Annotated in this window: 27 protein-coding genes, 1 tRNA gene and 1 pseudogene; 12 read left to right on the top strand and 17 right to left on the bottom strand. The window is 60.5% G+C overall.

Annotated elements, in window-relative coordinates; all coding sequences use genetic code 11:
- The first annotated feature begins 355 nt into the window (after positions 1-355).
- The 4 genes from RLO07_RS12795 (at position 356) to ychF (ending at position 3,766) form a co-directional block, all read left to right on the top strand.
- The gene (locus RLO07_RS12795; RefSeq protein ID WP_462292543.1) at positions 356-1,288 is read left to right on the top strand and encodes a ribose-phosphate pyrophosphokinase; all 933 of its coding nucleotides are present in this window, start codon (positions 356-358) and stop codon (positions 1,286-1,288) included.
- 71 nt (positions 1,289-1,359) lie between these two features.
- Positions 1,360-2,007, top strand: a complete 648-nt coding sequence (locus tag RLO07_RS12800) for a 50S ribosomal protein L25/general stress protein Ctc (RefSeq protein ID WP_462292520.1) — start codon at positions 1,360-1,362, stop codon at positions 2,005-2,007.
- A 26-nt stretch (positions 2,008-2,033) separates the two neighbouring features.
- Entirely contained in the window at positions 2,034-2,624 is a 591-nt protein-coding gene (gene pth, locus RLO07_RS12805; RefSeq protein WP_462292521.1) for an aminoacyl-tRNA hydrolase, read from the top strand.
- Positions 2,625-2,671: 47 nt separating this feature from the next.
- On the top strand, positions 2,672-3,766 hold the full coding sequence (gene ychF, locus RLO07_RS12810; RefSeq protein ID WP_462292522.1) for a redox-regulated ATPase YchF: 1,095 nt from the start codon (positions 2,672-2,674) through the stop codon (positions 3,764-3,766).
- Positions 3,767-3,785: 19 nt separating this feature from the next.
- Here ychF and RLO07_RS12815 read toward each other — a convergent pair whose 3' ends face one another.
- From RLO07_RS12815 to RLO07_RS12855, 9 genes are all read right to left on the bottom strand, one after another.
- Positions 3,786-5,210 carry a sodium/proline symporter gene (locus RLO07_RS12815; RefSeq protein WP_462292523.1) on the bottom strand — a complete coding sequence of 475 codons (1,425 nt, stop codon included), beginning with the start codon at positions 5,208-5,210 and terminating at the stop codon, positions 3,786-3,788.
- Between the two features lie 233 nt (positions 5,211-5,443).
- On the bottom strand, positions 5,444-5,902 hold the full coding sequence (locus RLO07_RS12820; protein ID WP_462292524.1) for a hypothetical protein: 459 nt from the start codon (positions 5,900-5,902) through the stop codon (positions 5,444-5,446).
- A 47-nt stretch (positions 5,903-5,949) separates the two neighbouring features.
- The gene (locus tag RLO07_RS12825) at positions 5,950-7,200 is read right to left on the bottom strand and encodes a hypothetical protein (protein WP_462292525.1); all 1,251 of its coding nucleotides are present in this window, start codon (positions 7,198-7,200) and stop codon (positions 5,950-5,952) included.
- A gap of 7 nt (positions 7,201-7,207) precedes the next feature.
- On the bottom strand, positions 7,208-8,293 hold the full coding sequence (arsB, locus tag RLO07_RS12830; protein WP_462292526.1) for an ACR3 family arsenite efflux transporter: 1,086 nt from the start codon (positions 8,291-8,293) through the stop codon (positions 7,208-7,210).
- Positions 8,294-8,349: 56 nt separating this feature from the next.
- Entirely contained in the window at positions 8,350-8,580 is a 231-nt protein-coding gene (locus RLO07_RS12835; protein ID WP_462292527.1) for a thioredoxin family protein, read from the bottom strand.
- A gap of 44 nt (positions 8,581-8,624) precedes the next feature.
- A complete protein-coding gene (locus tag RLO07_RS12840; protein ID WP_462292528.1) occupies positions 8,625-9,941 on the bottom strand; it encodes a permease in 1,317 nt (438 codons plus the stop codon).
- Positions 9,941-11,188, bottom strand: a complete 1,248-nt coding sequence (arsJ, locus tag RLO07_RS12845; protein WP_462292529.1) for an organoarsenical effux MFS transporter ArsJ — start codon at positions 11,186-11,188, stop codon at positions 9,941-9,943. Before arsJ ends, RLO07_RS12840 begins: the two co-directional genes overlap by 1 nt.
- Before the next feature lie 2 nt (positions 11,189-11,190).
- Positions 11,191-12,222 (bottom strand): ArsJ-associated glyceraldehyde-3-phosphate dehydrogenase, encoded by a 1,032-nt coding sequence (locus RLO07_RS12850; protein ID WP_462292530.1) that lies wholly within the window; start codon positions 12,220-12,222, stop codon positions 11,191-11,193.
- Between the two features lie 25 nt (positions 12,223-12,247).
- Positions 12,248-12,595 carry a metalloregulator ArsR/SmtB family transcription factor gene (locus RLO07_RS12855; protein WP_462292531.1) on the bottom strand — a complete coding sequence of 116 codons (348 nt, stop codon included), beginning with the start codon at positions 12,593-12,595 and terminating at the stop codon, positions 12,248-12,250.
- A gap of 270 nt (positions 12,596-12,865) precedes the next feature.
- Here RLO07_RS12855 and aguB point away from each other — a divergent pair, with 270 nt between their 5' ends.
- From aguB to RLO07_RS12870, 3 genes are all read left to right on the top strand, one after another.
- Positions 12,866-13,741, top strand: a complete 876-nt coding sequence (gene aguB, locus RLO07_RS12860; RefSeq protein WP_462292532.1) for an N-carbamoylputrescine amidase — start codon at positions 12,866-12,868, stop codon at positions 13,739-13,741.
- The gene (gene aguA / locus RLO07_RS12865; protein ID WP_462292533.1) at positions 13,738-14,835 is read left to right on the top strand and encodes an agmatine deiminase; all 1,098 of its coding nucleotides are present in this window, start codon (positions 13,738-13,740) and stop codon (positions 14,833-14,835) included. Before aguB ends, aguA begins: the two co-directional genes overlap by 4 nt.
- A 73-nt stretch (positions 14,836-14,908) precedes the next feature.
- Positions 14,909-14,985, top strand: a tRNA-Met gene (locus tag RLO07_RS12870).
- Here RLO07_RS12870 and RLO07_RS12875 read toward each other — a convergent pair.
- The 8 genes from RLO07_RS12875 to RLO07_RS12910 all read right to left on the bottom strand — a co-directional run bounded on the left by RLO07_RS12875 (position 14,980) and on the right by RLO07_RS12910 (position 21,172).
- The gene (locus tag RLO07_RS12875; protein WP_462292534.1) at positions 14,980-15,813 is read right to left on the bottom strand and encodes a pseudouridine synthase; all 834 of its coding nucleotides are present in this window, start codon (positions 15,811-15,813) and stop codon (positions 14,980-14,982) included. The two genes, RLO07_RS12870 and RLO07_RS12875, sit on opposite strands and share 6 nt — an antisense overlap.
- A 27-nt stretch (positions 15,814-15,840) precedes the next feature.
- Positions 15,841-16,398 carry a nuclear transport factor 2 family protein gene (locus tag RLO07_RS12880; protein WP_462292535.1) on the bottom strand — a complete coding sequence of 186 codons (558 nt, stop codon included), beginning with the start codon at positions 16,396-16,398 and terminating at the stop codon, positions 15,841-15,843.
- Positions 16,399-16,507: 109 nt separating this feature from the next.
- Positions 16,508-16,954 carry a nitroreductase/quinone reductase family protein gene (locus RLO07_RS12885; protein WP_462292536.1) on the bottom strand — a complete coding sequence of 149 codons (447 nt, stop codon included), beginning with the start codon at positions 16,952-16,954 and terminating at the stop codon, positions 16,508-16,510.
- 187 nt (positions 16,955-17,141) lie between these two features.
- On the bottom strand, positions 17,142-17,234 hold the full coding sequence (locus tag RLO07_RS12890) for a hypothetical protein (protein ID WP_462292544.1): 93 nt from the start codon (positions 17,232-17,234) through the stop codon (positions 17,142-17,144).
- A gap of 31 nt (positions 17,235-17,265) precedes the next feature.
- Positions 17,266-17,637 carry a YajD family HNH nuclease gene (locus RLO07_RS12895; protein WP_462292537.1) on the bottom strand — a complete coding sequence of 124 codons (372 nt, stop codon included), beginning with the start codon at positions 17,635-17,637 and terminating at the stop codon, positions 17,266-17,268.
- A 197-nt stretch (positions 17,638-17,834) separates the two neighbouring features.
- Positions 17,835-19,148, bottom strand: a complete 1,314-nt coding sequence (locus tag RLO07_RS12900) for an MFS transporter (RefSeq protein ID WP_462292545.1) — start codon at positions 19,146-19,148, stop codon at positions 17,835-17,837.
- Between the two features lie 221 nt (positions 19,149-19,369).
- Entirely contained in the window at positions 19,370-19,756 is a 387-nt protein-coding gene (locus RLO07_RS12905; RefSeq protein WP_462292538.1) for a cysteine-rich CWC family protein, read from the bottom strand.
- Between the two features lie 102 nt (positions 19,757-19,858).
- Positions 19,859-21,172: a phosphatidylserine decarboxylase gene (locus RLO07_RS12910; RefSeq protein ID WP_462292539.1), complete on the bottom strand. Its 1,314-nt coding sequence runs from the start codon at positions 21,170-21,172 to the stop codon at positions 19,859-19,861.
- A gap of 420 nt (positions 21,173-21,592) precedes the next feature.
- On the opposite strand from RLO07_RS12910, the gene RLO07_RS12915 reads away from it, so the two are divergent.
- From RLO07_RS12915 to RLO07_RS12935, 5 genes and pseudogenes are all read left to right on the top strand, one after another.
- Positions 21,593-22,669, top strand: coding sequence for a hypothetical protein (locus RLO07_RS12915; RefSeq protein ID WP_462292540.1), 1,077 nt, complete (start codon positions 21,593-21,595; stop codon positions 22,667-22,669).
- Positions 22,666-22,908: pseudogene (locus tag RLO07_RS12920) on the top strand (SDR family NAD(P)-dependent oxidoreductase); the annotation flags it as partial. The gene RLO07_RS12915 and the pseudogene RLO07_RS12920, both read left to right, overlap by 4 nt.
- Positions 22,909-22,967: 59 nt before the next feature.
- The gene (locus tag RLO07_RS12925; RefSeq protein WP_462292546.1) at positions 22,968-23,039 is read left to right on the top strand and encodes a hypothetical protein; all 72 of its coding nucleotides are present in this window, start codon (positions 22,968-22,970) and stop codon (positions 23,037-23,039) included.
- 224 nt (positions 23,040-23,263) lie between these two features.
- The gene (locus tag RLO07_RS12930; protein WP_462292541.1) at positions 23,264-23,476 is read left to right on the top strand and encodes a hypothetical protein; all 213 of its coding nucleotides are present in this window, start codon (positions 23,264-23,266) and stop codon (positions 23,474-23,476) included.
- Between the two features lie 415 nt (positions 23,477-23,891).
- A complete protein-coding gene (locus RLO07_RS12935) occupies positions 23,892-25,229 on the top strand; it encodes a pyridoxal-dependent decarboxylase (RefSeq protein ID WP_462292542.1) in 1,338 nt (445 codons plus the stop codon).
- Positions 25,230-25,346 lie beyond the last annotated feature (117 nt).

The raw sequence follows: 25,346 nt of genomic DNA on the forward strand, positions 1-25,346 counted from the left end.
GGAGCAACGCGACGCCGGGCGCAGCCCGAGGGCCGAAGGCCCGAGTCAATCCTACCACCCCAGCCATACAGAAGAGCTTCGTGGCAGGTCCGCGGTACGCGACTGCAACGAAGTGGAAAAGCCGACCGGTAGGGTTCGAACCAGGTTCGACCACTGCCGCAGGCAGTGGGGCGGAGGAGCAACGCGACGCCGGGCGCAGCCCGAGGGCCGAAGGCCCGAGTCAATCCTACCACCCCAGCCATACAGAAGAGCTTCGTGGCAGGTCCGCGGTACGCGACTGCAACGAAGTGGAAAAGCCGACAGGCCCACCCCAGCCACGTATCCCCAGGAGAGAAGTGCCGTGTCCTCCAAGCTGATGGTCTTTACCGGCAACGCCAATCCGGAACTGGCCCAGAAGATCGCCAACCGACTGTACCTGTCCCTGGGCAAGGCCAGTGTCGGCAAGTTCAGTGATGGCGAGATCGCGGTAGAACTGAACGAGAACGTCCGCGGCAAGGACGTGTTCGTGGTGCAACCCACCTGCGCGCCGACCAACGACAACCTGATGGAGTTGCTGGTCATGATCGACGCGCTGCGACGGGCGTCGGCGGCGCGGATCACCGCGGTGGTACCCTACTTCGGCTACGCCCGCCAGGATCGCCGGGTGCGCTCGGCGCGGGTACCGATCACCGCCAAGGTAGTGGCGGACATGATGGTCACGGTCGGCGTCGACCGGGTGTTGACCGTGGACCTGCACGCAGAACAGATCCAGGGCTTTTTTGGCTGCCCGGTAGACAACGTCTACGGCTCGCCGATCCTGAATACGGACATACTTGCCTGCAACTATGAGAATCTCATGGTGGTTTCGCCGGACATCGGTGGCGTGGTCCGGGCCCGGGCGATCGCCAAGCAGCTGGACGATGCCGACCTGGCAATCATCGACAAGCGCCGGCCGCAGGCCAACGAGGCCCAGGTCATGAACCTGATCGGCGAGGTCGAGGGCCGCATCTGCCTGCTGGTGGACGACATGGTCGATACCGCCGGCACCCTGTGCAAGGCCGCCGACGCTCTCAAGGAGCGCGGTGCGGACAAGGTGGTGGCCTACTGTACCCATGCGGTGCTGTCAGGCCGCGCCCTGGACAATATACACGGCTCCCAGCTCGACGAACTGGTGGTCACAGACACGATTCCCCTGAGCGCGGAAGCCCGGGCGATAACGAAGATCCGTCAGCTGACCATTTCGGACCTGCTGGCAGAGTCGATACGCCGGGTGTCCAACGAGGAATCCATCAGCGCGCTGTTCCAGTAGGAGCAGCGCTAAACCAAGCCCACTGTTGCGCCGGTCGCAGGCAAGACAGTGTCATCAAAGGAGTCCAGACAATGTCTGACCAATTTGAACTGTACGCAGAGGTGCGTGAGGACCTGGGGAAAGGTGCGAGCCGCCGCCTGCGTCGTCTCGCTGATCAGGTCCCGGCCATCATTTATGGTGCCGACAAGGATCCCCAGCCCCTGTCCATTATCCGCAAAGACCTGGAAAAAGCCCTCGAAAACGAGGCCTTCTTTTCCCATGTGCTGGTGATCAACGTCGGTGGCAAGAAAGAGAAGGCCATCCTCAAGGACCTGCAGCGTCACCCGGCGCGAAACAGCGTCACTCACGCTGACTTCCTCCGGGTAAACGAGAAAGTGGCGATCAAGGTGCATGTACCGATCCACTTCCTGAACGAGAAGACCTGCCACGGCGTCAAGGTCCAGGGCGGCATGATCCAGCACCAGGCCACCGACATCGAAGTTCTGTGCCTGCCCACTGACATTCCCGAGTTCATCGAGGTGGACATGGCCGATGTGAAGACCGGTGAGATCATCCACCTGTCCGACATTGTCCTGCCCAAGGGCGTCACCTCGGTTGCCCTTTCCCTGGGCGAAGACCACGACCTGGCCGTGGCCTCCGTGGTGGCACCGAAGGGCGGCAGCGGTGATGAAGACGACTCCTCCGCGGACGAGAGTTCAGACAGCAGCAGCGAGGACTAATCCCTCGCGACCGCGAGGCACTGGCATTGGCAGCTTCAATTTCCATGATTGCCGGACTGGGCAACCCGGGCAGCGACTACCGGGGAACCCGTCACAATGCCGGTGCCGACTTCGTCGAGGCACTGGCGCGCCAGTATGGCGCCACTCTGCAGGCGGAATCCCGTTTTTTCGGGCTTACAGCCCGTATTCAGTGTGCAGGTCACGACCTGCGCCTGCTTGTTCCCACGACTTTCATGAACCGCTCCGGCCAGGCCGTTGCCGCCATGGCCAGCTTCTACAAAGTGGCTCCGGAGGCCATTCTGGTGGCACATGACGAGCTGGACATCGCCCCCGGAACCGCCCGCTTCAAGCGCGGCGGCGGCCACGGCGGCCACAACGGCCTGCGCGATATCGTGTCCTGCCTGGGCAACAACAACAGTTTTGCGCGCCTGCGCGTCGGCATTGGTCACCCGGGCCACGCCTCCCGGGTAACCGGTTACGTGCTCGGCAAGCCGACCGCGGTGGAACGGGAAAAAATCGATGCCAGCATCGACGCCGCCATCGATGCCCTGCCCTTGCTGCTGGCCGGCGAGGACACCCGTGCCATGACCCAACTACACAGCTTCAGTGCCGCCTGAGCGGCGCTGCGGGCCTTCAAACACGTTTTCGATGACAGGATTCATTCATGGGTTTCAAATGCGGCATCGTTGGTCTGCCCAATGTTGGCAAGTCCACTCTGTTCAACGCCCTGACCCGGGCCGGCATTGATGCGGAGAACTTCCCCTTCTGCACCATCGAACCCAACGCCGGCGTGGTACCGGTGCCGGACCCGCGGCAACAGCGTATCGCCGAAATCGTCAAGCCGCAGCGGGAAGTCTCCACCACCATGGAGTTTGTCGACATCGCCGGCCTGGTCGCGGGTGCGTCCAAGGGCGAAGGCCTCGGCAACCAGTTCCTGGCCAACATCCGCGAGACCGACGCTATCGCCCACGTGGTGCGCTGCTTCAATGACGACAACGTGATCCACGTCGCCAACCGGGTGGACCCGCGCTCGGACATCGACGTGATCAACACCGAACTGGCGCTGGCGGACCTGGAGAGCTGCGAGAAACAGCTACAGAGGGTCACCCGCAATGCCAAGGGCGGCGACAAGGAAGCCATCGCGCTGAAGGCACTGCTGGAAAACAAGCTGCTGCCGCACCTGAACGAGGCCCTGCCGGTGCGCTCACTGGCACTGGACGAGGCTGAGCGGGCACTGGTCAGAACCCTGCACCTGCTCACTGTGAAACCGACCATGTATATCGCCAATGTCGACGAAGACGGCTTCGACGACAACCCCTACCTGGACACCGTGCGCGAAATCGCTGCCAGCGAAGGCGCGATCGTCGTCGCCATCTGCAACAAGCTGGAGTCGGAAATCGTTGAGTTGGAGGACTCCGAGCGCCTCGAATTCCTGCAGGACCTGGGCATGGAAGAGCCGGGGCTGGACCGGGTGATCCGCGCCGGCTACCAGCTGCTCAACCTGCAGACCTACTTCACCGCCGGGGTGAAGGAAGTGCGCGCCTGGACGGTGAAAGTCGGCGCCACCGCGCCGGAAGCCGCGGCGGTGATCCACACCGATTTCCAGAAGGGTTTTATCCGCGCCGAGGTCATCAGCTACGACGACTTCATCACCTACAAGGGCGAACAGGGCGCCAAGGATGCCGGTCGCTGGCGCCTGGAAGGCAAGGACTACATCGTCCAGGATGGCGATGTGATTCATTTCCGCTTCAACGTCTGAGAAGCTGCGCAGGCAGTAGCTATTCCCCCTTGCGCGGCCCACACAGCCCGAGCATCCTGGCGCCGGCAAACACGGCCAGCGCGACGACAATGCCGAACATGCCCTCGTAATACTCAGCCAGCAGGGGAATCCGCGTCCAGCCGTAGACTGCCGCCAGGGCGGCGAGCACCATGACAATGGCGAGCCCCTCGCCGGGGCGATAGCCAAGCACGTAGACCAGCAGCAGTGGCCCGAAGCTGGCACCCAGTACCCCCCAGGAAATCACCACCAGATCAAACACGTTCTGCGGCCCGGACAGGGCGATCCCCAGCGCCAGCGCCACCACTGTCAGCGTCGCCGTTTTCACCCGCCACAACTTCTGGGTCTTGCCCATCGCGTCCTCCGTCACCGCGGCCGAGCAGGCCAGCACCAGGGAGTCGCCGGTGGAAATGGTGGCGGCGAACACGCCGGCCAGGACCAGGCCCACCAGCACCGGTGGCAGCAGGTCCAGCGCCATGGTCGGCAACGCCAGTTCGGGGTCAAAGGAATCCGATTCCGGAATCAACAGGCGCGACAGGAGACCAACGCTATTGGCCGCCAGATAAAACGCCACATACCATGTGTAATAGTAGATTCTCGCGCGATTGGTACTGGCCGCAGACTCAAGTGACATGAAACGAATCATGATATGTGGCTGGCCGACGACGCTGAAACCGGCGAACAGCCAACCCACAATAAATAGCGCCGGCCCCCAGGGACTGGCCAGTCCCGCCACGGCACCTGGCCACACGTCCATGTAGTCGGGAGACACCTCGTTGAGCTGCTGCCAGGTGGCGCCCAGCCCGCCCAGATGGTCCACGGCCACCCACAACATCAGGAACATGGCCACGATCATCACAATCGCCTGGGCGGCATCGGTCCAGATGGCAGCGCGAATGCCACCGGCAAAGCAATAGGCAATCACAATGAACGCGCCGATAACCGCACCCGCCCAGAGGGGCCAGTCAAACAGGACATGCAAGGCCTTGCTGCCGGCGTTCAGCTGCGCCGCCGCATAAGAGCCGAGAAAGATGAAGCAGACCAGCCCCGCCAGCCGGCGATAGTGGCGAAAGTCAGTGCCGTGCCAGTTGGCGAGCACTCCCGGAAAGGTGTTCTGGCCGGTGCTGTCGGTCCGCTCCCGCAGCCGCCGGTGGACAAACGAGGACATGATGAAATCCCCCACCAGCCAACCCACCATCAACCACACCGCGGGCAAGCCAGTGGTATAGGTGTAGCCGATCACACCGATGAACATGTAACCACTGTTGTTGGTGGCAACCGCCGACAGCCCCGCAAGCCAGGGTTTTACCGAGTTGGAGGCCATCAGGTAGTCGCTGGAGCTGCCCTGGGCGTAACGGTGGGACAATACACCGACCAGCACGAAGCCGGCCAGGCAGAGGAGAAATGCAATGATTGTTGTCGTCATACTCGGAGACCCCCGCGTGTCGGACAATGCACCTCTCGGATGATACAGGCCATGAGGCGAGGATGCTGACCGGGGCGAAAGGTGCGATCACGGGCATCGCGGTCACATGAGGTTACTTCTGGCAGCCAATGCAGCGTGTCACCGTGGGGCCGATGCGCCGGATCGCACCCTCGATGCGGGTCAGCATCTGCTCCTTGGGCCGCTGCGCCTTGATGGCCAGTTAAACTCCCGGCTCAGATATCCCGGCCGCGATTGACCTGCTGGGACAGCTGCATGGTTTCGTGTTGCTCAACATTCGACAGCTCTTCCAGAAGTTCCAGTTGCTCGGGAATGGCGGAGCGACCGATCAGATACCGGTAGAGCTCCTGGATCTGGTTGTGGGTGGCGAACACATCCTCGGCGATAGCATCATAGCTCATGCCACCATAGGCCTTGTTGCCAAGGTGATCTATTTCAAGCGGAGTGTGTACTTCATAGTCATAAGCCATGGTGTGCAGGGCCTTGGGGTCTGCCTGCTCTTCGAAACCGGCGACCATTTCCGCCAGCTCGCTTTCATGCTGTTGCAGATAGTCCAGCAGCTCTCTCGCTCGTTCGTCCTGCTGGATTTTCTGCCCTGCAGCAAGCGCCTCGGCCAGATGCAAATGGACCTGCCTGGTCCAATCAATCAACGCTTCGATGGATTCGATTTTCATGCTGTTCTCCATGGACAAGAAGTGACTGCGGATTGGCGCCGCTCGGATCAACCGTGGTACACCGGCGCGAAGCCACCACCGGGAGTGCGAAAGTTGGTGGTCTGGCCCTGATACAGTCGCGCCGCCACCCACTGCACTCTGCCTTCGTAAACATAATTGCGCAGGTCGTACTTGAATACCAGCGGCGTCGTTGCGCCCAGGGCGAAGCGCTCGCCTGGGGGCACCAGCGCCTGGGCGACGTAGTTTCCCGCCAGTACTTCGTCCCACACGCGCCGGGTGATCTTGTCGCCACGCCAGGCTGCCTTGCTGCCGTATCCGCTCGCGGGCTTGAAAAACAGCCGTTTCCGCTCGGCCCACAGGCGAGCAGCATTGGCGGGGTCAACAACCTCGGTGCGGGGGATGCCTTGCAATAGCGTCTGTTGCAGGTTGTCAGGTATCTGCAGAGCATCCAGTTCCAGCGGGTCAGTCAGTAGCGCCAGATTGCGCTTGTTCGCATACAGGGCATGGGACTGTGGATGAGGTGTCAGCACCACCGCATTGGCCAGGTAGGCTTCACGAATGGCGGCAGCGCCGCTCCCCTCAAGCAGAAAGTCCGTCATCCGGTTGTAGACCAGATCAACAGACATGGGCCCGGCCCAGAGCGTACCCTTGCTGAATTGCAGTTGCTCGGGCGCTACGATGACAGCGTCGATACCGCTGCGCTGGAACAGCTGCCGGAACAAGATAAATTCGGGGTACAGATATTGCGCAGGCGGATCCGCATCGACAATTGCGATGGATCGCAGGGGCCGGTCATGGCCCGACAGCTGCCACTCCCGCCGAAACATGGCGACAATGGCCTGCTCCAGTTGCAGGGCGGTCTTGGCGGTGGCAACCAGCTCTGCGACTTCCGGGCAGCAGGCACGCTGGGCCCGGGCCAGCACGGCATTGAGCAGCGCGCCGCCGGCGTTGGTATTGATTTCGATCAGCCCGACAGAATCGGCACCAACATGAAAGTCATACCCCATGAACACGCCTCGGGCACCACCCGGGTCGTGACGGGCGATGGCCGGTGCGGAATCCAGCACCCTCTGCCGCCACTGCCCGGAATTCACCACGGTTTCGACTGCACCGATGACGGCATTCATCTGGCGGATATGATCACTGGTGACAAATACCGGCTGCGCAGAGAACAGGTAGGGACAGCGTTCCCGGGTCATTTGATAGAGACCCCGCTCGCCCAGCTCCGTTTCCAGCGCCTGCCCCAGAGCGGCCTCGTCCAGGCTCAGGCAGTAACACTGTTGATTCAGTGCCTTCAAGCCAGCTCTACCCGGGGCGCGCAGCGGGGAACCAGTGGCTGGTCCGGTTGGCAAAAGCCACCAGGGACAGCATCACCGGCACTTCCACCAGCACACCGACGACGGTCACCAGTGCGGCGCCGGAATTGAGGCCGAACAGCCCAATGGCCACAGCCACCGCCAGCTCGAAGAAGTTTGAGGTGCCGATCAGGGCGCAGGGCGCGGCGACATTGAACGGCACCCGCCACAGGTAAGCAGCGGCGTAGGCGATGGCAAAGATACCGTAGGATTGAATCAGCAGCGGCACGGCTATCAGGGCGATCAACAATGGCTGCTCCAGGATAATCTGCCCCTGAAAGCCGAACAGTAATACCACTGTAGCCAGCAGCCCCATTACCGATAAGGGTTTGATCCGCGACGTGAAGCGCGCTACCAGGGCTTCGCCCTGCGCGCCGGGGCCGGCCCTGCGGATCAGATGCATCCTGGTCAGGGCGCCGGCGCCCAGCGGGATAACCACGTACAGCACGACCGACAACAGCAGGGTTGCCCAGGGCACACTGATGTCGGTAACGCCCAATAGCAGAGCGACGATGGGTGCGAAGGCAAAGATCATGATGACGTCGTTGAGGGACACCTGGACCAGGGTGTAGTTCGCATCCCCCCGGGTCAGCTGGGACCAGACAAACACCATGGCGGTACAGGGGGCGGCGCCCAGCAAAATCATGCCGGCAATATACTGGCTGGCGTTGGCCGGATCGATCAGGTCGACGAATAGCACTTCGAAGAACAACAGGCCCAGCGCCGCCATGGTAAACGGCTTGATCAGCCAGTTGACCACCAGAGTGATTACCAGGCCCTTGGGACGCTCGTGGACACGTTTGAGGCTGGTGAAATCCACCGCCACCATCATCGGGTAGACCATGAACCAGATCAGCACCGCCACAATAAAGTTGACCGAGCCGTACTCGAGCCCGGCGAGCCGCTGGAAGGTATCCGGCAGCAGGGTGCCCAGAGTGATTCCCGCGATAATACAGAGCAACACCCACAACGACAGGTAGCGTTCGAACAGGCTGAGTGGTGAGGCGGCCAGCTTGTCGGGTGGGGAATCTGTCATGGCGAGTGCCCTTGTAGCGAAAAAGTTGTTGCGGCTCTCAGTTGCTCATTGGCACTTCAGCCGAGCAATGTCTTTATGTCATCTGCAGACGAAACCTTGCCTTCAACAACAATGTCACCATCGATGGCCAGCGCCGGGGTGCGCATGACACCGGCCTCGATAATGGCATTGGCATCGGTGACCTTCTCCACTTCAAAGGCGAGCTCCAGTGAGGCCGCGGCGGCTTCGGCGTTCTCGGTGAGCTGCTTGCACTTGGCACAACCTGAACCATAAATCGTGAACTTCATCAGTTGTTACTCCAGTAATTTCGCTGTTGAAATGCCAGGGTGATTTACCAGACATTTCCGTAAATGACGCCTGTCAGCGTGGCCATCACTACAACCAGGCTACAGTATACGAGCGTCTTCTGCGTTCCCAGCACCGTACGGATAACCAGCATATTGGGCATGGACAGGGCCGGCCCCGCCAGCAACAGCGCCAGGGCTGGCCCCTTGCCCATGCCGGCGCCCATGAGCGCGTCGACAATCGGCACCTCGGTCAGAGTCGAAAAGTACATCAAAGCGCCCAGCACGGAGGCAATCACTGTCGATTGCAGGGAATTGTCGCCAACGGCGGCGGCCACCCACGCGGAGGGGATGATACCTTCATGTCCGGGGCGCCCGAGTGCGAAGCCGGCAACAAATACCCCGGCCAGCAGCAGCGGCAAAATCTGTTTGGCAAAATCCCAGCTTTGCGCTGCCCATTCGCGGTCACTGTCCCGCAAGGCCGAAATCAGCATCAGCCCGAGGACACCGAGCGCGAAGGGCAGCTCCGGCACAGCGGGTACCGCCAGTGCGGCAAGTGCAACAACCGCTGCCAACATCAGCAGCTGCGATGCTGGCCACTGCCAGCGCCACACGAGCAGGCCTCCCAGGGCCAGGGACAGCAGCGTGGTAATCTGCCACTTCCACTGGTAGATCTGCATCCAGGTGGCGCTGTCAGCGGCTGCCCAGTTGGCAAACACCAGGATGCCGATCATCAACATGAAGAAGGTAGCCACCACGCCAGCCGGCCTCTCAGCATCATCACCGCCAAAACCTCGACTGTTCGTGCTGGCTCGCTGGGCCTCTTCCCTGCGGTAGATCAGGTGCATGATGGTGCCGATCACCAGGGAAAAGACAATTGCCCCCGCTGCCCGGGCAATGCCGATTTCAGCGCCCAGGACCTTGGCGGTAACGACAATGGCCATGATATTGATTGCTGGACCCGAATAGAGAAAGGCGATTGCAGCTCCCAGGCCGGCGCCGCGTTTGTAAATGCCGCCGAACAGGGGTAGCACTGTACACGAGCACACGGCGAGCAGAGTTCCAGACACCGAGGCCACACCAAAGGCCACCGGCTTTGATGCTTGCGGACCCAGGTGGCGCATCACTGCACCCTGGCTGATATAAACGGCCATTGCCCCCGCAATCAGGAACGCCGGCAGTAGACACAGAATGACGTGTTCGCGGGCGTACCAGTGGGTCAGATAAATGGCTTCCAGCACCGCGCTGTCGAAACGCTCGGTTCCAGCCGGGACGAAGTAGATCGCCAAAAATACTGCCAGCATGGTTGCCAGCAGATAGGTCTGGCGGGGATTGCTGCGGCAAAGCTCAAGCAAGCGAGACATCACTGCACCTCTCCCTGGGGAGTGGGGCGCGTCCCGGTCGGCAATCCGAGGGAAATAATCACGGTTGCCACCAGCATGCCGGCGGAAATCCACAGGCAGGCAGCCAGCCCACCGGCACCCTGGCCAGCCATCTGGAACACCCAGCCCGAAAGCACGGTACCGACAAGCCGCCCCATGGCGTTGGCCATGTAGTAGAAGCCGACGTCCAGTGACACGCCGTCACGACCAGCATAGCTGACGATCAAATAGCTGTGCAGGGAGGAGTTGACCGCGAACAGAACCCCAAACAGGAGCAGGCCGCCAATCAGGATTGTGGCGGGATCTATCCCCGTGCCCAGTCCCAGGGCAATCAATATCGGCAACAGCGCCAGGCTGGCTGCCCACAAAGTCGCTGATCGCCCGTCTGGCACCGCCCCCTGCAGGCTTCCGGTAATCCGCGGTGCGAACGCCTGCACCGCACCGTAGCCGATAATCCAGAGCGCGAGGAAACCCCCGGTCTGGCTGTGGTTCCAGCCCAGGGACTGTGACAGGAATACCGGCAGAGCCACCACGAACCAGACATCCCGGGCGCCAAACAGCAGCATGCGTGCCGCCGCAAGTATGTTGATGGCGTGGCTCTTGGACAGGACTTCGCGGAATTTTGGCTTGTTGGTTGCCTTGCCCAGATCCCTTTGCAGGAACACCAGGCTCCCCAGCCACACCAGCGCCAGGGCCGCCGCCATTGCCGCCACGGCGCCGGCAAATCCCAGCCACATCAGCAGCAGCCCGCCCAGGAAGAAACCCGTCCCCTTGAGGGCATTTTTCGAGCCAGTGAGAATGGCAACCCACTGGTACAGCGTGCCCTGGGCATCGGCGGGCAGCAGCAGCTTGATCGAGCTCTTGGCGCTCATCTTGTTCAGGTCCTTGGCGATGCCCGACAAGGCCTGCGCCGCCATCACCCAGGGCACAGTGAGCATCGCCGGGGGCACCAGCAACATGCCCAGGGCGATAACCTGCAGCGCCAGGCCGATATGCATGGTGCGATTGAGCCCCACCTGAGCACCGAGCCAGCCCCCCACCAGGTTGGTGATCACCCCGAAAATCTCGTAGAACAGGAACAGCAGCGCGATCTCCAGGGGTGAGTAGCCCAGTCCGTGGAAGTGCAGCACCACCAGCATGCGCAGGGCGCCATCGGTCAGGGTAAAGGCCCAGTAGTTGCCGGTGACCACCAGATACTGGCGGATCTCCGCGGAAATGTGGCTCAACATGGCTATGCGCCCTGGTCTGAGCGCCCGACTTTCAGCGCCAGTTCGGCCGTGCGATTGGCGTAGCCCCACTCATTGTCGTACCAGGCGTAGATTTTCACCTGGGTGCTGTTGACCACCATGGTGGACAGGGCATCGATAATACTCGAGCGGGGGTCGGTCTTGTAGTCGATGGATACCAGCGGGCGAGCCTCGTACCCGAGAATGTCCTTCAGTGGACCTGATTCCGCAGCGGACTTGAGCAACGCATTGACGGCCTCCGCGGTGGTCGCCATCTCCACTTCGAACACACAGTCGGTGAGCGAGGCATTCGCCAGCGGCACCCGCACCGCGTGGCCATTGAGCCGCCCCTTGAGTTCGGGGAATATCTCGGTGATCGCCGTCGCGGAGCCGGTGGTAGTGGGAATCAGGCTCATGCCGCAGGCCCTGGCACGGCGCAAATCCTTGTGGGGCGCGTCGAGAATGGTCTGGGTGTTGGTCAGATTGTGGATGGTGGTCATGCTGCCGTGGCGAATGCCCAGGTTCTCGTGAATGACCTTGACCACCGGCGCCAGACAGTTGGTGGTGCAGGAGGCCGCGGTGACGATCCTGTGGGTTTGCGGCTGATACAGATGGTCATTCACCCCCATGACCACATTAAGCACCTCCGGCTCCTTCACCGGAGCGGTAACTACCACCCGCTTGACACCCTGGTCCAGGTAGGTGTTCAGTACCTCGACTTTCTTCATCTTGCCGCTGGCCTCGATGCCGCTGGCCTCGATGACCAGGTCGCAGCCTGACCAGTCGGTTTCATCAATGCGGATGTTGCGACTGGTGGCAATATGCCGCCCCCCGACCACAATCGCGCCATTCTCGGCACCGGCATCATGATCCCAGCGCCCGTGCACTGAGTCGAATGTCAGCAGATGCGCCAGGGTTGTTGCATCGCCTGCGGGGTCGTTGACATGGACAAACTCTAGCTCGGGCAAATCCCATGCCGCGCGCAACACCAGACGGCCCATGCGGCCAAAACCATTGATGCCGACCTTGATGCTCATGCACAACTCCGGAAATGAATGAAATTCAGCAGCAGTCGCCAGCCTGCTTCTGTCGCTCTATGGCTTGCAGACGCAGCACATCCTCGACGCAGGGTGCCACTGCCCCGAGTCCGTCGCGGGTTGCAGCGAGCACGCTGCGCTGCCAGCTTTGCAGACCGGCGTTGAGCCGGTAGTACACCCACTGCCCTTGCCGATGGTCGCTCACCAGATTACAGGCGCGCAGCTGGGCCAGGTGCCGGGAAATCATCGGTTGTGAAACCTCGAGTGCATCCGCAAGATCACAGACACAGATCTGCTCCCGCACCAGCAGCAATAGCAGACACCGCAAGCGAGTCTCATTACCCAGGCACTTGTAGAAGTTTTCACCGTTCATGGGGCAATGCTGTCTCTGGCTGTGCGACCAATTTCATTTCCTGCGCCGGGGGCAGCTTCTGCCTCTATCAATATACGCATAACCATATATCCACCTGGACAGAAAATCAATCTGATACCAACGCCTGCTGCAGGATACTGAGCCCGGGCTGCCACATCGCGCCACCTGGCATCGGTCTTTAGACCTTCATAAACAGCCTGTTTTGCTTCATCATCGACCCTGCAGCCGCAATCATCCGGAAACCCGCAACGCTTCAAGGAGTAGACAACCATGGCACGCAACGTTATCGTCGCCGCCACCCAGATGGCCTGCAGCTGGGACCGGGAAGCCAATATCGCCAACGGCGAGCGCCTGGTGCGCGCGGCCCACGGCGAAGGCGCGCAGGTCATCCTTCTGCAGGAGCTGTTCGAAACCCCCTACTTCTGCCAGCAACCAAACGAAGACTACATGCTGCTGGCGACGCCGCTGGCGGAGAACCCGGCGGTCCAGCATTTCCAGACCCTCGCCAGGGAACTGCAGGTGGTGCTGCCGATCAGTTACTTCGAGCTGGCGGGACGCGCCCGCTTCAATTCGGTCGCGATCATCGACGCCGACGGCAGCGTGCTGGGCAACTACCGCAAGAGCCACATTCCGGATGGCCCCGGTTACCATGAGAAGTTCTACTTCAATCCCGGCGACACCGGCTTCAAAGTCTGGAACACCCGCTACGCCCGCATCGGCGTCGGCATCTGCTGGGACCAGTGGTTCCCGGAGAGCGCTCGCAGCATGGCTCTGCTGGGGGCCGAGTTGCTGTTCTACCCCACCGCCATCGGCAGCGAGCCCCACGACCCGACAATTCACAGCCGCGACCACTGGCAGCGGGTGCAGCAGGGCCACGCCGGTGCCAACCTGATGCCGCTGATCGCCAGCAACCGGATCGGCCGGGAACTGCAGGACGGCAGCGACATCACCTTCTATGGTGGCTCCTTCATCGCCGACCATACCGGTGCCCTGGTCGAGGCTACGGATGGCGACAGCGAGACCGTCTTGGTACACAGCTTCGACCTGGACGAAGTGGAAAAGATGCGCACGGCCTGGGGCGTGTTCCGGGACCGGCGCCCTCCCCTCTACCAACCCATCAATACGCTGGACGGGGAACACGCATGAGCCTGCGCAGTGGTACGCCGCGGGCCGACGGCTTCTCCATGCCCGCGGAATGGGCGCCCCAGACCCAGATCTGGATGCTGTGGCCCGAGCGTCCGGACAGCTGGCGTGCCGGCGCCCTGCCCGCCCGCGCGGCCTTCCTGGAGGTGGTTCGCGCCATCGCCCGCTTCGAGCCGGTAACGGTCGGCGCTTCCCAGAAGCAGTTCCAGAACGCCAGCGCCCAGCTGGCTGAAGATTCCAATGTCCGGGTCATCGAAATGTCCAACGACGACATCTGGATGCGCGACTGCGGCCCGACCTTTGTCATCGAAGGCAAGGGTGGCCTGGCGGCGGTGGATTGGGAGTTCAATGCCTGGGGTGGCCATCTCGGCGGGGCCTATCCGACCTGGGACCTGGACAACCAGGTGGCGCAGAAGGTCGCCCAGCTGGAGCGGGTACCACGCTACGCGACACCGGGGTTCGTACTGGAGGGCGGCTCCATCCATGTCGATGGCGAGGGCACGCTCGTCACCACGACCGAGTGTTTGCTGCACCCCAATCGCAATCCGCAACTGGGCCAGTCCGAGATCGAACGCTACCTGCGCGACTACCTTGCGGTGGACACCATCATCTGGCTACCGGAGGGCCTGTATAACGACGAGACCGATGGCCACGTCGATAACTTCTGCTGCTTTGTTCGCCCCGGCGAGGTCCTGCTGTGCTGGACCGACGACGAGAGCGACCCCAACTACAGTCGCTGCCGGTCGGCACTGGCGGTGCTGGAACGCAGCCGCGATGCCCGGGGCCGCGAACTGGTGGTCCACAAAATGCCGATCCCCTCCCCGATCTACGCCATCCTCGAGAGCGAGGGCGGTGCAATTGGCCAGGTGCCGGACGAGAGTGGTCAGCCCGAGAGGCTGGCCGCTTCCTACGTGAATTTCCTTATCGTGAACGGCGGGATTATTGTCCCGGGGTTTGATGATCCCATGGATAGTGTCGCCCTGGAACTACTACAGACACTGTTTCCCGAGCGGGAAGTAGTGATGGTGCCGGGGCGGGAGATCCTGCTGGGCGGCGGCAATATACACTGTATTACGCAGCAGCAACCGCGCCCCTGAGGCGCTTGACTTGAAGAAACAAAATGGGGAAAATGCGCGCCTTTCTTGGGGCTCAGCCCCTGCGCCGAATTATGGCTACGTAGCTCAGCTGGTTAGAGCACAGCATTCATAATGCTGGGGTCGGTGGTTCAAGTCCACCCGTAGCTACCACTTTTTGGCTCTACCCACTGGCTCTACCGGCTCTACCCACTTAGGCTCTACCGGCTCTACCCACTTAACGGGGGATGGGCCGGTTTTCACTAAACCCTGTTGATGATGCCATCCGAACACCTGACGCGATATTTCTGCCATCTCCCTTGCGGTCACCGGCCTGGTGGCGCACGGTTCCAGATCACCCAGGGACACAGGCCCCACCGAGACGCGGTGCAGCTCGAGCACCTTGTTCCGGAACGAACCGAACATGCGCTTCACCTGATGATACTTGCCCTCAACCAGTGATAGCCTGGCCCGGTGCTTGGAGAGTATCTCCAGCCGGGCTGGCAGCGTGGTGATGCCTTCATAGGCAAAATAGATGCCCGCTTGAAACGCCGCCACGTATTCCGCGCTCAAGGGCTCGGATACGCTCACCTCATAGGTCTTGGGGAGTTTCGTCTGCGGCGAACTGATCCGGCTTGACCACGCGCCGTCATTCGTCAGCAGCACCAGGCCGGTGGTATTGAAATCCAGGCGCCCGGCGATATGCAGCTCATCCTTCCGGGGATGGTGAACCAGATCCAGTACCGTCGGGTGCTTGCTGTCCTTCGTCGCACTGACCACACCCGCGGGCTTGTGCAAGGCCAGATACACCGGCTGCTCGCTCTGCAGGCAGGCTCCATCCAGCTCGACGCGGGTGAACTTGGTCACCGCCTGTTGAACGGAATCCGCCACAACGCCATCCAGCAGTATCCGCCGTTGCGCCAGCAACAGGCGAGTGTCTGCCATCGAGCAATCGCTGTTCTGGCTGATAAAACGATCGAGCCTGGTAGTGTAGGGCTTCATGATTGGCTGGCGAACCGGGAGGAGATATCAACCAGCCTTCACAGTCGCAATCGCATCCGGTGCGAGTTTGCGTGTCTCAATGCCGGCAAATCCATCCTTTCCGGTATAACTGTCTTCACCGAGCACCCTGCCATCGTCGCTCATTGGCCATACTATCAGACTACGTGTCTGGTACAGGTAGTATGCCTCGGGATCGTCAACGGGATAGCCCATCTCACCAAGCAGTTTACCCGGATAGGCGATTTTCATTTCGCCCTCGGTGATGACGCAATGCTGATCGACAACAAGACGATCGATATCGTGTTCAATACGATGGATATCCATTGCAATAATCGAGCGGTAGAATTCCTCGACGTTCTCTTTTCCTTTCGGACCGGCAAAGGCCTCATCGTCTTCGCTACCGAAAAAATGATAGCGCGCGTCGGGGTGGACCGTTGCCAGCAAACCGTCAAGATCGAGCATGGCTTCGGCTTTCATGTGCTTGAGCACGGTTTCAAGGTTGCGTATCAGGACCGGGTCCGACTCTTCGCCGAGCCGTTTTTCTACCAGCGCCCAATTGTTGGCCGGATTGATGGTTTCAGTCATGACTCTGCCTTGTTCACGTGGGAGTACGGTTATCCACTTGCCGGTCTGCCGGGAATAACACCTGTTGACCGCTGAGCTTAACAGAGCGGCACCCGAGGAGCATCGGTGTTCAGCGTCGCTCCAGGGCAATGACCGGGATCTCGCGCGTCGTAAGGCTTTCATAGTGAGCATAGGTGGGAACATCGACTTTGAGCTCCTCCCAGACCCGAGCGCGTTCCTCGCCGACCAGAAATCGCGCGCGTACCGGCTGCGGTCGCCGCCTGATACGAACCAGGGCATCAGGGTTGGCGCGCAGATTCATGGCCCAGTAAGGGTCAGTGCTGGCCCCGCCCTTCGATGCGACCAGCAGACGCTGGCCGTCGCGATCGAAATAGGGCACTACCACTCCCCGAGTGCGACCGCTGCGTCGACCGGTGGTTTCCAGGTACAGCACAGGGCCGGGAGCAAAACCACTGACCCGGGCAAACACCCAGGTGGTCAGGGAAAAACCCGTCCAACGGACCAGAAAGCGATCCAACGCGAGTCCGGTCGGAGACATAACAAAACGCTGAATCATGGCGCAACCTCCCAACTGTCACCTGTAGCAGAGCCGTGTAAAACAAAGCCTGGGACATCAGCATGCCACATGCAGCATTATGAGAAAGTCGCGTAAATTTACGCGTTTTTCAGAGCTGCCTTGAGCCAACAAAATCAACCAGTTAAAAATCTCCAGCCAAATTCATTTTGCCCCTTCCCTGCCCAGCTTACTCTGCGAGCAAACGAATGATCCGTTGCGCAAGCGTAAAATCGCGCTGGGAAATGCCTCCCGCGCCGTGCGTGGTCAGGTAGATCCCGATCCGCGTTGTGACTTTCTCTCTTGTTCCGCCGTCAGCCCTTGCCCTCCATCTTCGCCTTCAGATCGGCGAAGGGATTATGAGTCGCGCCCTTTGCTCTAGCGGCACTGGTGCTGCCATACCGCACAAAGCTTTCAAACTTGCTGTGTTCTTCGTCATGGCAGTAAATACAAAGTAGCTCCCAATTGCTGCCATCGCCGGGGTTATTGTCGTGGTTATGATCGACATGATGGACGGTCAGTTCCGACAAATTTCTACGGTCGAACTCTCGCGCACAGCGACCACAGATCCACGGGTAGATTTTCAGGGCGCGCTCACGGTACCCAGACTCCCGCTTGGCGTTGTATTCAAGCTGTTCGGAACGAACTTGTTCGAAGCTCTTGGATGGCGGCCTGTGCTCACTCATGACTTTCCAGTCCCAATCGGATTATGCAACCCGATGACAATTATGCGGTAGGTAGCGCCGCTATCGGATGGCCTTCGGTCAATCATAGCGGTTAATGGGGTTGGGATCAGCCCACAACCCCGACTTCCTGACCCGCACCTCGTCCTCAGCCGACTCGTAGCGTCGTCACATAGCCTTCGGCAACGTGACATGCGAACTCAAACCGCGTCACTTCCCGGCAAGGCCCGGCTTGACCGGCCAAACAAGACCGTCGCAATCAGCCCGATAAAAGCAAACCCAGCCACGACCCCAAATACATGCTGGTGCCCCGCGGCCCCGGGAGAGGAATCGATAAGCCAGCCCATCAGCGGCCCCATGAAGATATCCGGTGTGAAACCGACAAAAGACACCACGCCCACAGCAGTGCCGGTCTGTATTAGCGGGACATTGCCCTCGCCGAAAATGGCGAAATACAGGCCGCGCAAACCATAGATACCGGCACTGGTGCCCGCGATGGTCGCCAGCAGCAGCCAGGGCAGTCCGGGCAGGATCAAACCGGCCGCGATCGCCCCGCTGCCCAGCATGACGACGGCAAAACTCCACAACAGCATGACCGCGCCGCTGAACCGGTCCGCCAGCAATCCCGCGCCGATGGCCGCGACCGGGCGCATCCAGAACGAGACGGTGCCGACAGTGGCGGCCTCCACCTCGTTGTAGCCGAAGGCGTCCCTGGCATACAGGGAAAAGCCATCGGTACTTTTGTAGGCCACATAGGCACACAGCACGATGACTGCCTGGCACCAGACCGTGCGCATGGCCATGACCTGCCGCAGGGACCGCAAGCTCACCCCGGTACCGGCCAGGGTATCGGTCTGTGGCGTCGGCGGCACGAACAGCCAGACCAGCAGCGCCGACAGGACACACATCCCGGAAAACCCCTGGATGATTGCAGCGAGTGCCTGCTCACGCTGGGCCAGAGTCGCGGTTTCCACATCCGCCGGCAACAGGGCCGCGAACACCAGGACCGATAACGATGACATGACCGCCGCGAACAGGCCGCGGCCGCCATCCAGCAGGCCGAAGGTCCTGCCCTGGTGAACACTGCCCAGCTCGCGGGTGGTCTTGATCAGGGCCCCCCAGAACAGCAGGATGGTGGTCAGTCCCCAGAATCCGTAGAGCAGGGTCAACACGCCGATGGGCGGGATGGCGACCATGACCGCCCCGCCGAGGGACGTCGCCAGCAATGCCACCACCAGCAGGTTGCGGGCGGAAAAGCGGTCCGCCAGCGGGCCGCCGGCGAAATAGGACACCATGGCAATGACGCCATACAGGGAAAACGCAGTGCCGAGCTGAAGGTTGGTAATGCCGAAAATGTCGATGAAGGTGGGACGGAAAATGCGCGACAGGACGAAGGGCAGCAGAAAGATGGCCTCACCGGCAATGATGAGGGCGGCGAGCGCCAGGAAACCGGAATTTCCACGGACTCTGTCCCTGGTTGTATCAATGGCAGAGATAAGAACACCTGTTTCTATTCATCCGGTACATCCCCGGATCGCCTGCCGCTCTGTCACGACCACGTTCCCTGCTGGCATATATCGTCTCACTGCGCTGGCTCAGATACCAGCAGCGATGGCAATATATGCGAATATTCCCGCCGAGGTAGCCGGAGCGCCGGACCGTAAGACCCACTCATGGCTACCACTTTTCCTGCGTACTTTCCGGTCACACAGGTGACCGTTCATTCCGTTGCAAGTCACCCTGGTGCGCGGCGGGACCTGAACGACGCCGGGTCCTGATTGTAGCGACGCACGCAGGCCTGGCAAATGCAGGCCTTGCCCTTTGCCGGAGCAGGGACCAGCTCCACAAGCCCCACGGGTATAGTGGCAGCAATGCACCAGCAGGGCTGCGTGCTTTTCGCCATGCACTTGTTTACTCCGCCACAGAATGGGCACGCGCCTTCAGCGTCGACTACCGTCATGAACAAACCTCCCGATATCGCGTCCCGAAAACCTGCCGCGACATTTCCGCCAGCTCGCTTGCGGTCACCGGCCTGTTGGCGCCCGGCAATCATTCTTGCGAGAGTGCCGAACCGGATCCAGTAGCGTCGGGTGCTTGCTGTCCCTGGTTGCACTGACGGCATCACTTCACATCAAGCGCATGTCATCAGTATATCTGCCAGTCCGCTATCGCCTGGATCCAGAGGTCATGCATGAGAGACGCCCGTTATACTTGCTTTAGCGCCTCAGTCGCCATCCCGAAGTGCCAGCTTGCCCAGCCGCTCCCCCACCAGAAAATGCTGGTAGGCTTCGCCATTCGTGCCCCTTGGCGCTTCGAGGGTGAAATCCACCGCATCCTGAAACACCATGACAAAGTCGGAGCCCCCGAACGCAAAGTGCCCCAGCATGTCGCCCTTCTCCACCCGCGCCCCAGGCTTGATGTTGTCCTCCAGGTTTACCGAACTGACCGCTGACATGCCTATGGGCAACAGCGCCACCAGGCCATACCTGTCAGTTTCCAAAATCACACAACCCCGGGTCTCGATGCTTTGCCATCCCAACCTTTCCGAGGGGTCAAAGGCATAGCGTTTATTGGCCGCATCCCACCAAATGGAGCCGCCCGTTGCGCTAACGCCCGGTATGATGCGCACTTCCCGGATGGTTCCGCCCAATGGGAAATGGTAGCGATGGTAGTCGTTGACGTTGAGGAATGAATGGGTAAAAGTGCCATTTGCAAAGGCATTTCGATACTCGCTGCCCTCACCGATGAGACGCGCTATGGACCGGAGACTCGAGGCTTTTACCGGCACGGGATCCCGCGCGACGAGAATGGAGTCTCCATCAATCGCCCAGACGCCCTGGGGCACCGAATCAGCAAAGGAAACCACAACACTGTCATCCAGCGGTGCTGTGATGGGACGCATCGCGGGTGATTTGAGATAGCGGGCAAAAAATTCGTTGAATGTGCTCCAGTTGCCTGAATCCTCGTACCAGTCATTTTGCAGCCCGAAGGCAGGGTCGTTCAGGGCCATTTCGTAGTAGGTTTCGTTCCAGGACCCCGGCCCATCGAGAAAACTGCCCCAGGATTGACTGAAGACATTCAACCAGGATGCAAAGGGCTCGGCGTACTGCAGAGTGTTATTGACCAATCCCCTGCCCTCCAGTTCAGGCAACGGCTGCTCAACCAGGAAATGAAAATACACCAGGCTCTGGTAGATATTGTCATATATTTCCGGATAGTCAGGCTTCTTCAACAGCGCCCAGGGCATCGCTGTTTCAGCCCAGGATACAAAACCGAAGTACTCTTCCAGGCTTTGCGCAGGGTTGGTATTTCGATCCGGATTGATCTGTCTGGCCTGTTCGATGGAAGCGGCCAGCATTGATTTCAGGTCCGGATTTGCCTCGACCAGTGCCATCAACTCGCTGGCCGCCGGCCCGTAATTAACCGCGCCACCAGAATCCCCTTTGGCACCAGCGGTGAGCAATGCTGCAATCGACAATACCGCCATTACGGCAAACTGATTCAAGCGGGTGCGGAGCCTGAAATTGTTCGTACTCATAGATATTCCTGCATGTAGATATGGTGGCCAATACATCGCAAGCATAGTCGGAATTTTGCAAAGGTACAGTAACCGACCAACGCCCCGCCTGGTCCATGTAGTGTTCATGACTCGTCGCTACGAGGAAATGATTGCCTGGTATCAGGAAGTGTTCGGGGGTGGATAGTGCACGGGGATCCCGCCCTGACATCTATGACTTTGACGAGGAACACCATCGCTTCGCTTTCGCCAATCTCGACGTACTGAAACCAACTGTTGCGGATACCGATTGCGGGGAGATTGGAGGAAATTTCGCGCAATTTCCAGCTCTAGTCAAAGAACCCGGCGAGTAAATCTACTCTCGACCGGCCGTATATTTGCCCTGTACCTGGCGCGACTGCCTGTGGCAAGATCCGGGGGACTGTCAAGGAGAGCCCAAGTATGAGGATTGCCCTTCTGCTCGCTGCCTGGCTGACACCGGCCCTGATCGCGGGCGTCCTGGGATGGACGGGTATCTGGGGAACGGGTAGTGCCCTGGTCGAGTATCTCATCCCGCTCCCGGTGGCCGGTGGGTTTCTTCATGTACCGAGCTTCGCCGTACTGCTCGGGGTCGTCTTCTCCCTGGGGCGGCGCCGCGCCGGTATTGCTCGCCTGGTCGCCGTGGCAGCCTTCGCCGCCTGCCTGGGCGCTCTGGCGGCGCAGGTGGACGTCGAGCGCCTCGGCGGCTGGCTGTTCACCGACTATCAGCCCCATGGCTCACCGTTGCGTCTCGATGGCAACCCGCTGCTGCTGTTCATCGCCACGGATGCATTCTGGGCCGGCGTCTACGCCCTGGCGGTCGCGCCGTCTCCGCCACGGGTGGCCTGGCTCGCCGTGCCCCTGGCGCCGTTGCTGGTGATCGGCCTCGCTGTCATCGACTACGGCACCGGCGCCCCGGTTTTCACCATCGGTGGCTCGTTCCAGGGAGCGTCCCGCGGCCAGGTCACCGAAGTGGTCTACACGAATGCGCCTTACGATGAGCAGCGCCTGCTGCAGTGGCTTGAATCCAGACCCGGCTTCGCACGCCCCTGGCTCACCCCCAACGCCGAGCACGTGGCGCTGGTGTTCACCAACAGCCTCCAGGCAGTCAAGTCGCGCAGGCTGGATGCCCTCAGCGGACCCGACACCGTGGCCACGCTCTGTCTCTACGAAAACGACCAGCGCATCGAACCCCACCCCGGTTTGCGCGACTGCTTCGCGGGCCACGAAACCACCCTGGAGGCCCTGCAGCGTCTCACGGCGGCCCAGCAGACCGGGCTCGGCGACGACATTGATCAATGGGCCGCGCGGGTCGCCCTGTGCCGGACGGTGGAGCCGCCCCCGGAACGCTATTTCGACATTGAGCAGGTGGCACTGTGCCGCAACATGGCGAGGAGCTTTCAGCGCGTGCTTGAGCGGGCCGTTGGACGTTACGGAGATGAATCAGACCAGGTCGCCTACCTTAGGGCCATGGCCGGGGATTACGCGGTGCCCCGATGATCCGCTCCTACGTGCTGGACCAGTCCCGCATCAAGGACCTGTGCACGAACCGGCCGCCTGGTCCACAAGCAAGGGGCCTTCCTGCTCATCCGGGACGTAAGAAGGAATACGGTGGCCTGCATGTGCTCGTCAACAATGCTGGCATTGCAGGCGTCAACAAGCCCACCGATGAGATCACACGCGAAGAATGGGAAGCGTTGTTCGACGTCAACGTGACCGGTGTGTTTCTTTGCACCAAACACGCCATCGGCTACATGCGAGAAGCCGGGAGTGGCAGCATCATTAACCTGTCGTCTATCTGGCCTCGGACGAATCGAAATTCGTCACGGGCACCGAGCTGACAATCGATGGTGGCTATACGGCACAGTGATCGTCTGGACCCCTGATTCCCAGACGGCTCACTGAGCCCGGGGGTGTAGTGACTCCAGTGGAACCACGCCTGAAAACCCAATAAGCAGATGCGGCACTGAGACTATTGTCGTAGAGTGGAGCCACTTACGTCACTACCCCAAATACATGCTGGTGCCCCGCTGCCCAGCATGACGACGGCAAAACTCCGTAACAGCATGACCGCGCCGAGGAACGTCGCCAGCAATGCCGCCACCAGCAGGTTGCGGGCGGAAAAGCGGTCTGCCAAAGGGCCGCGGCGAATTAGGACACCGTGACAATGACACCATACAGGGAAAACGCGGTACCGAGCTGAAGATTGGTGATGCCGAAAATGTCAATGAAGGTCGGACGGAAAATGCGCGACAGGACGAAGGGCAGCAGAAAGATGGCCTCACCGGCAATGATGAGGGCGGCTAGTGGGCCACGCGGTAAGTTCGGTAATACTCAGCCCCCGGCGAACTCGGCTCGCATTTTGATAACGACAGCTCTCAACCAGTTGCCCTGCGCAGATCTCATGCTGTTCTGTCACGACTACGTTCCTTGCTGGCATATATCGCCTCACTGCGCTGGATCAGATACCAGTGTAGTGCATCACCCTGTTGGGCACTTGTAGAGCCCCATACAGCCACGAGCGCAAGGCGGCGCTCGCCGGCCAGCATTGACCGGTCTGAATCGCTGATGTGTAAAGTGGATTCACTCATGAGCCAGTAACTTTAGACCTGAAGTGCAACGAGGAATTTGCACCCAGTGGCACTCCATGCACTATAGTGTAAACGTGATTCGTTGCCAGTCCCGGGAGCTTCTGGCCAAACCTGTCAGTCGGAGAGGATACATGTTTTCAAGACGCAACTTTCTTGTCGGTTCCAGCATGCTGGCCGCATCCGGTGCAGCGCTTTGCTCGCCACCAGCTGCTGTCGGTTTGGCCCCTGCTGCCGCAGCGGCACCGCTTGGCAGTGTAGCGGATGCCAATGCCCAGTCCTATGTGCGCTCGCGCCGCGAGTGGTTGCAGCACCATGACCCGAAAGTATTTCTGGGCTACCCGGCCAACATGAATAAACCGCCGGATGGCTTCTTCAGATGGCGAGAGCAGCTGGCCTCTGTGGAGGTAGGTCAGCGCAACATGAACAATGTCGGCGATCCCTTTTATCATCCCGGAAACTATGACACGCAATTTCTCGAAGCCGATGTCATTACTCGCTTCGGCGCCCGCTACGGCTTTCCCGCCGACGACATCTGGGGCTTTATCTCCAATAGCGGCACTGACAGTAACGCCCACGGCGCACTGGTGGGACGCACCTTGCTCAAGGCCAGGACGGGTATGACCCCGCGCGTGTATTACACCAAAGAAGCGCACTATTCGATCCAGATCATTCGCGACCTGCTGGCCATGCAAGAGGTGCTGGTTGCCACTGACGAAACAGGGGCCATGGACATGGCGGATTTGCGCGCCAAACTAAAGGATAACCGCGATGCCCCCGCCCTCATCCTGGCCACCATTGGTACTACCCTCAAAGGCGCGGTCGACGATATCGATGGGATAAACGCGGCCCTGGAAGGCTACGATTCCTACATCCATCTCGATGCCGCGCTGTTTGGTGGCTACCTGCACGCCACCGATTACGCCGCCGACCTTCACAAACTGGGCAAGTCCGGCAAGCGGTATGACTCGATTGCAGTGTCATGTCACAAGTTCTTTGGTTACACCGGCGCGGCGGGGATATTTGTTGCCGGCAAGAAGGACTTCGAGGAATTTCGCGAGCTGTTTGCGTCGGTCCATGACCCGGCCTACATATCCCATGTGCCTGGCACCATCACCTGCTCACGGGATGCGGTAAAACCGGCAGAATTTCATTACTTCAGCACGGCGGAGTCTCTGCTACAGCAAGAACGCGATGCCAGGCTGGTGCTGGATAACGCCCGCTACCTGCTGGCAGAGATGCAGAGCCACTTTCCCGAGTTCAATCCGGTGCTGGCCGACAAGCGATCGAATACGGTGTACTTCGACAATCTGTTCTCGCGAGAGCTGAAGAAAAAGTGGACCCTGGCGACCGTAAAAGCGTCAGAGACGCACGGAAAGTCACTCGCCCATGTGGTGGTTATGCCCCATGCGGAAAAATCCTTGCTGGACAGGTTCCTCAGTGACCTCAACGAGGACCGCAAGCGCGCCTAGTGGGCTGCGCGGCTAATTCGGTAACGTTCAGAGCGCCTGTGCCGGCGCGAATCAAGGCGTGGCTTGCCGGCAAGGGTGGCTCCCTTACCAAGAGGCACAACGCTGAGTCGCGCCGGC

The sequence above is a fragment of the Haliea sp. genome, assembly GCF_040221975.1.
Taxonomy (GTDB): Bacteria; Pseudomonadota; Gammaproteobacteria; order Pseudomonadales; family Halieaceae; genus Haliea.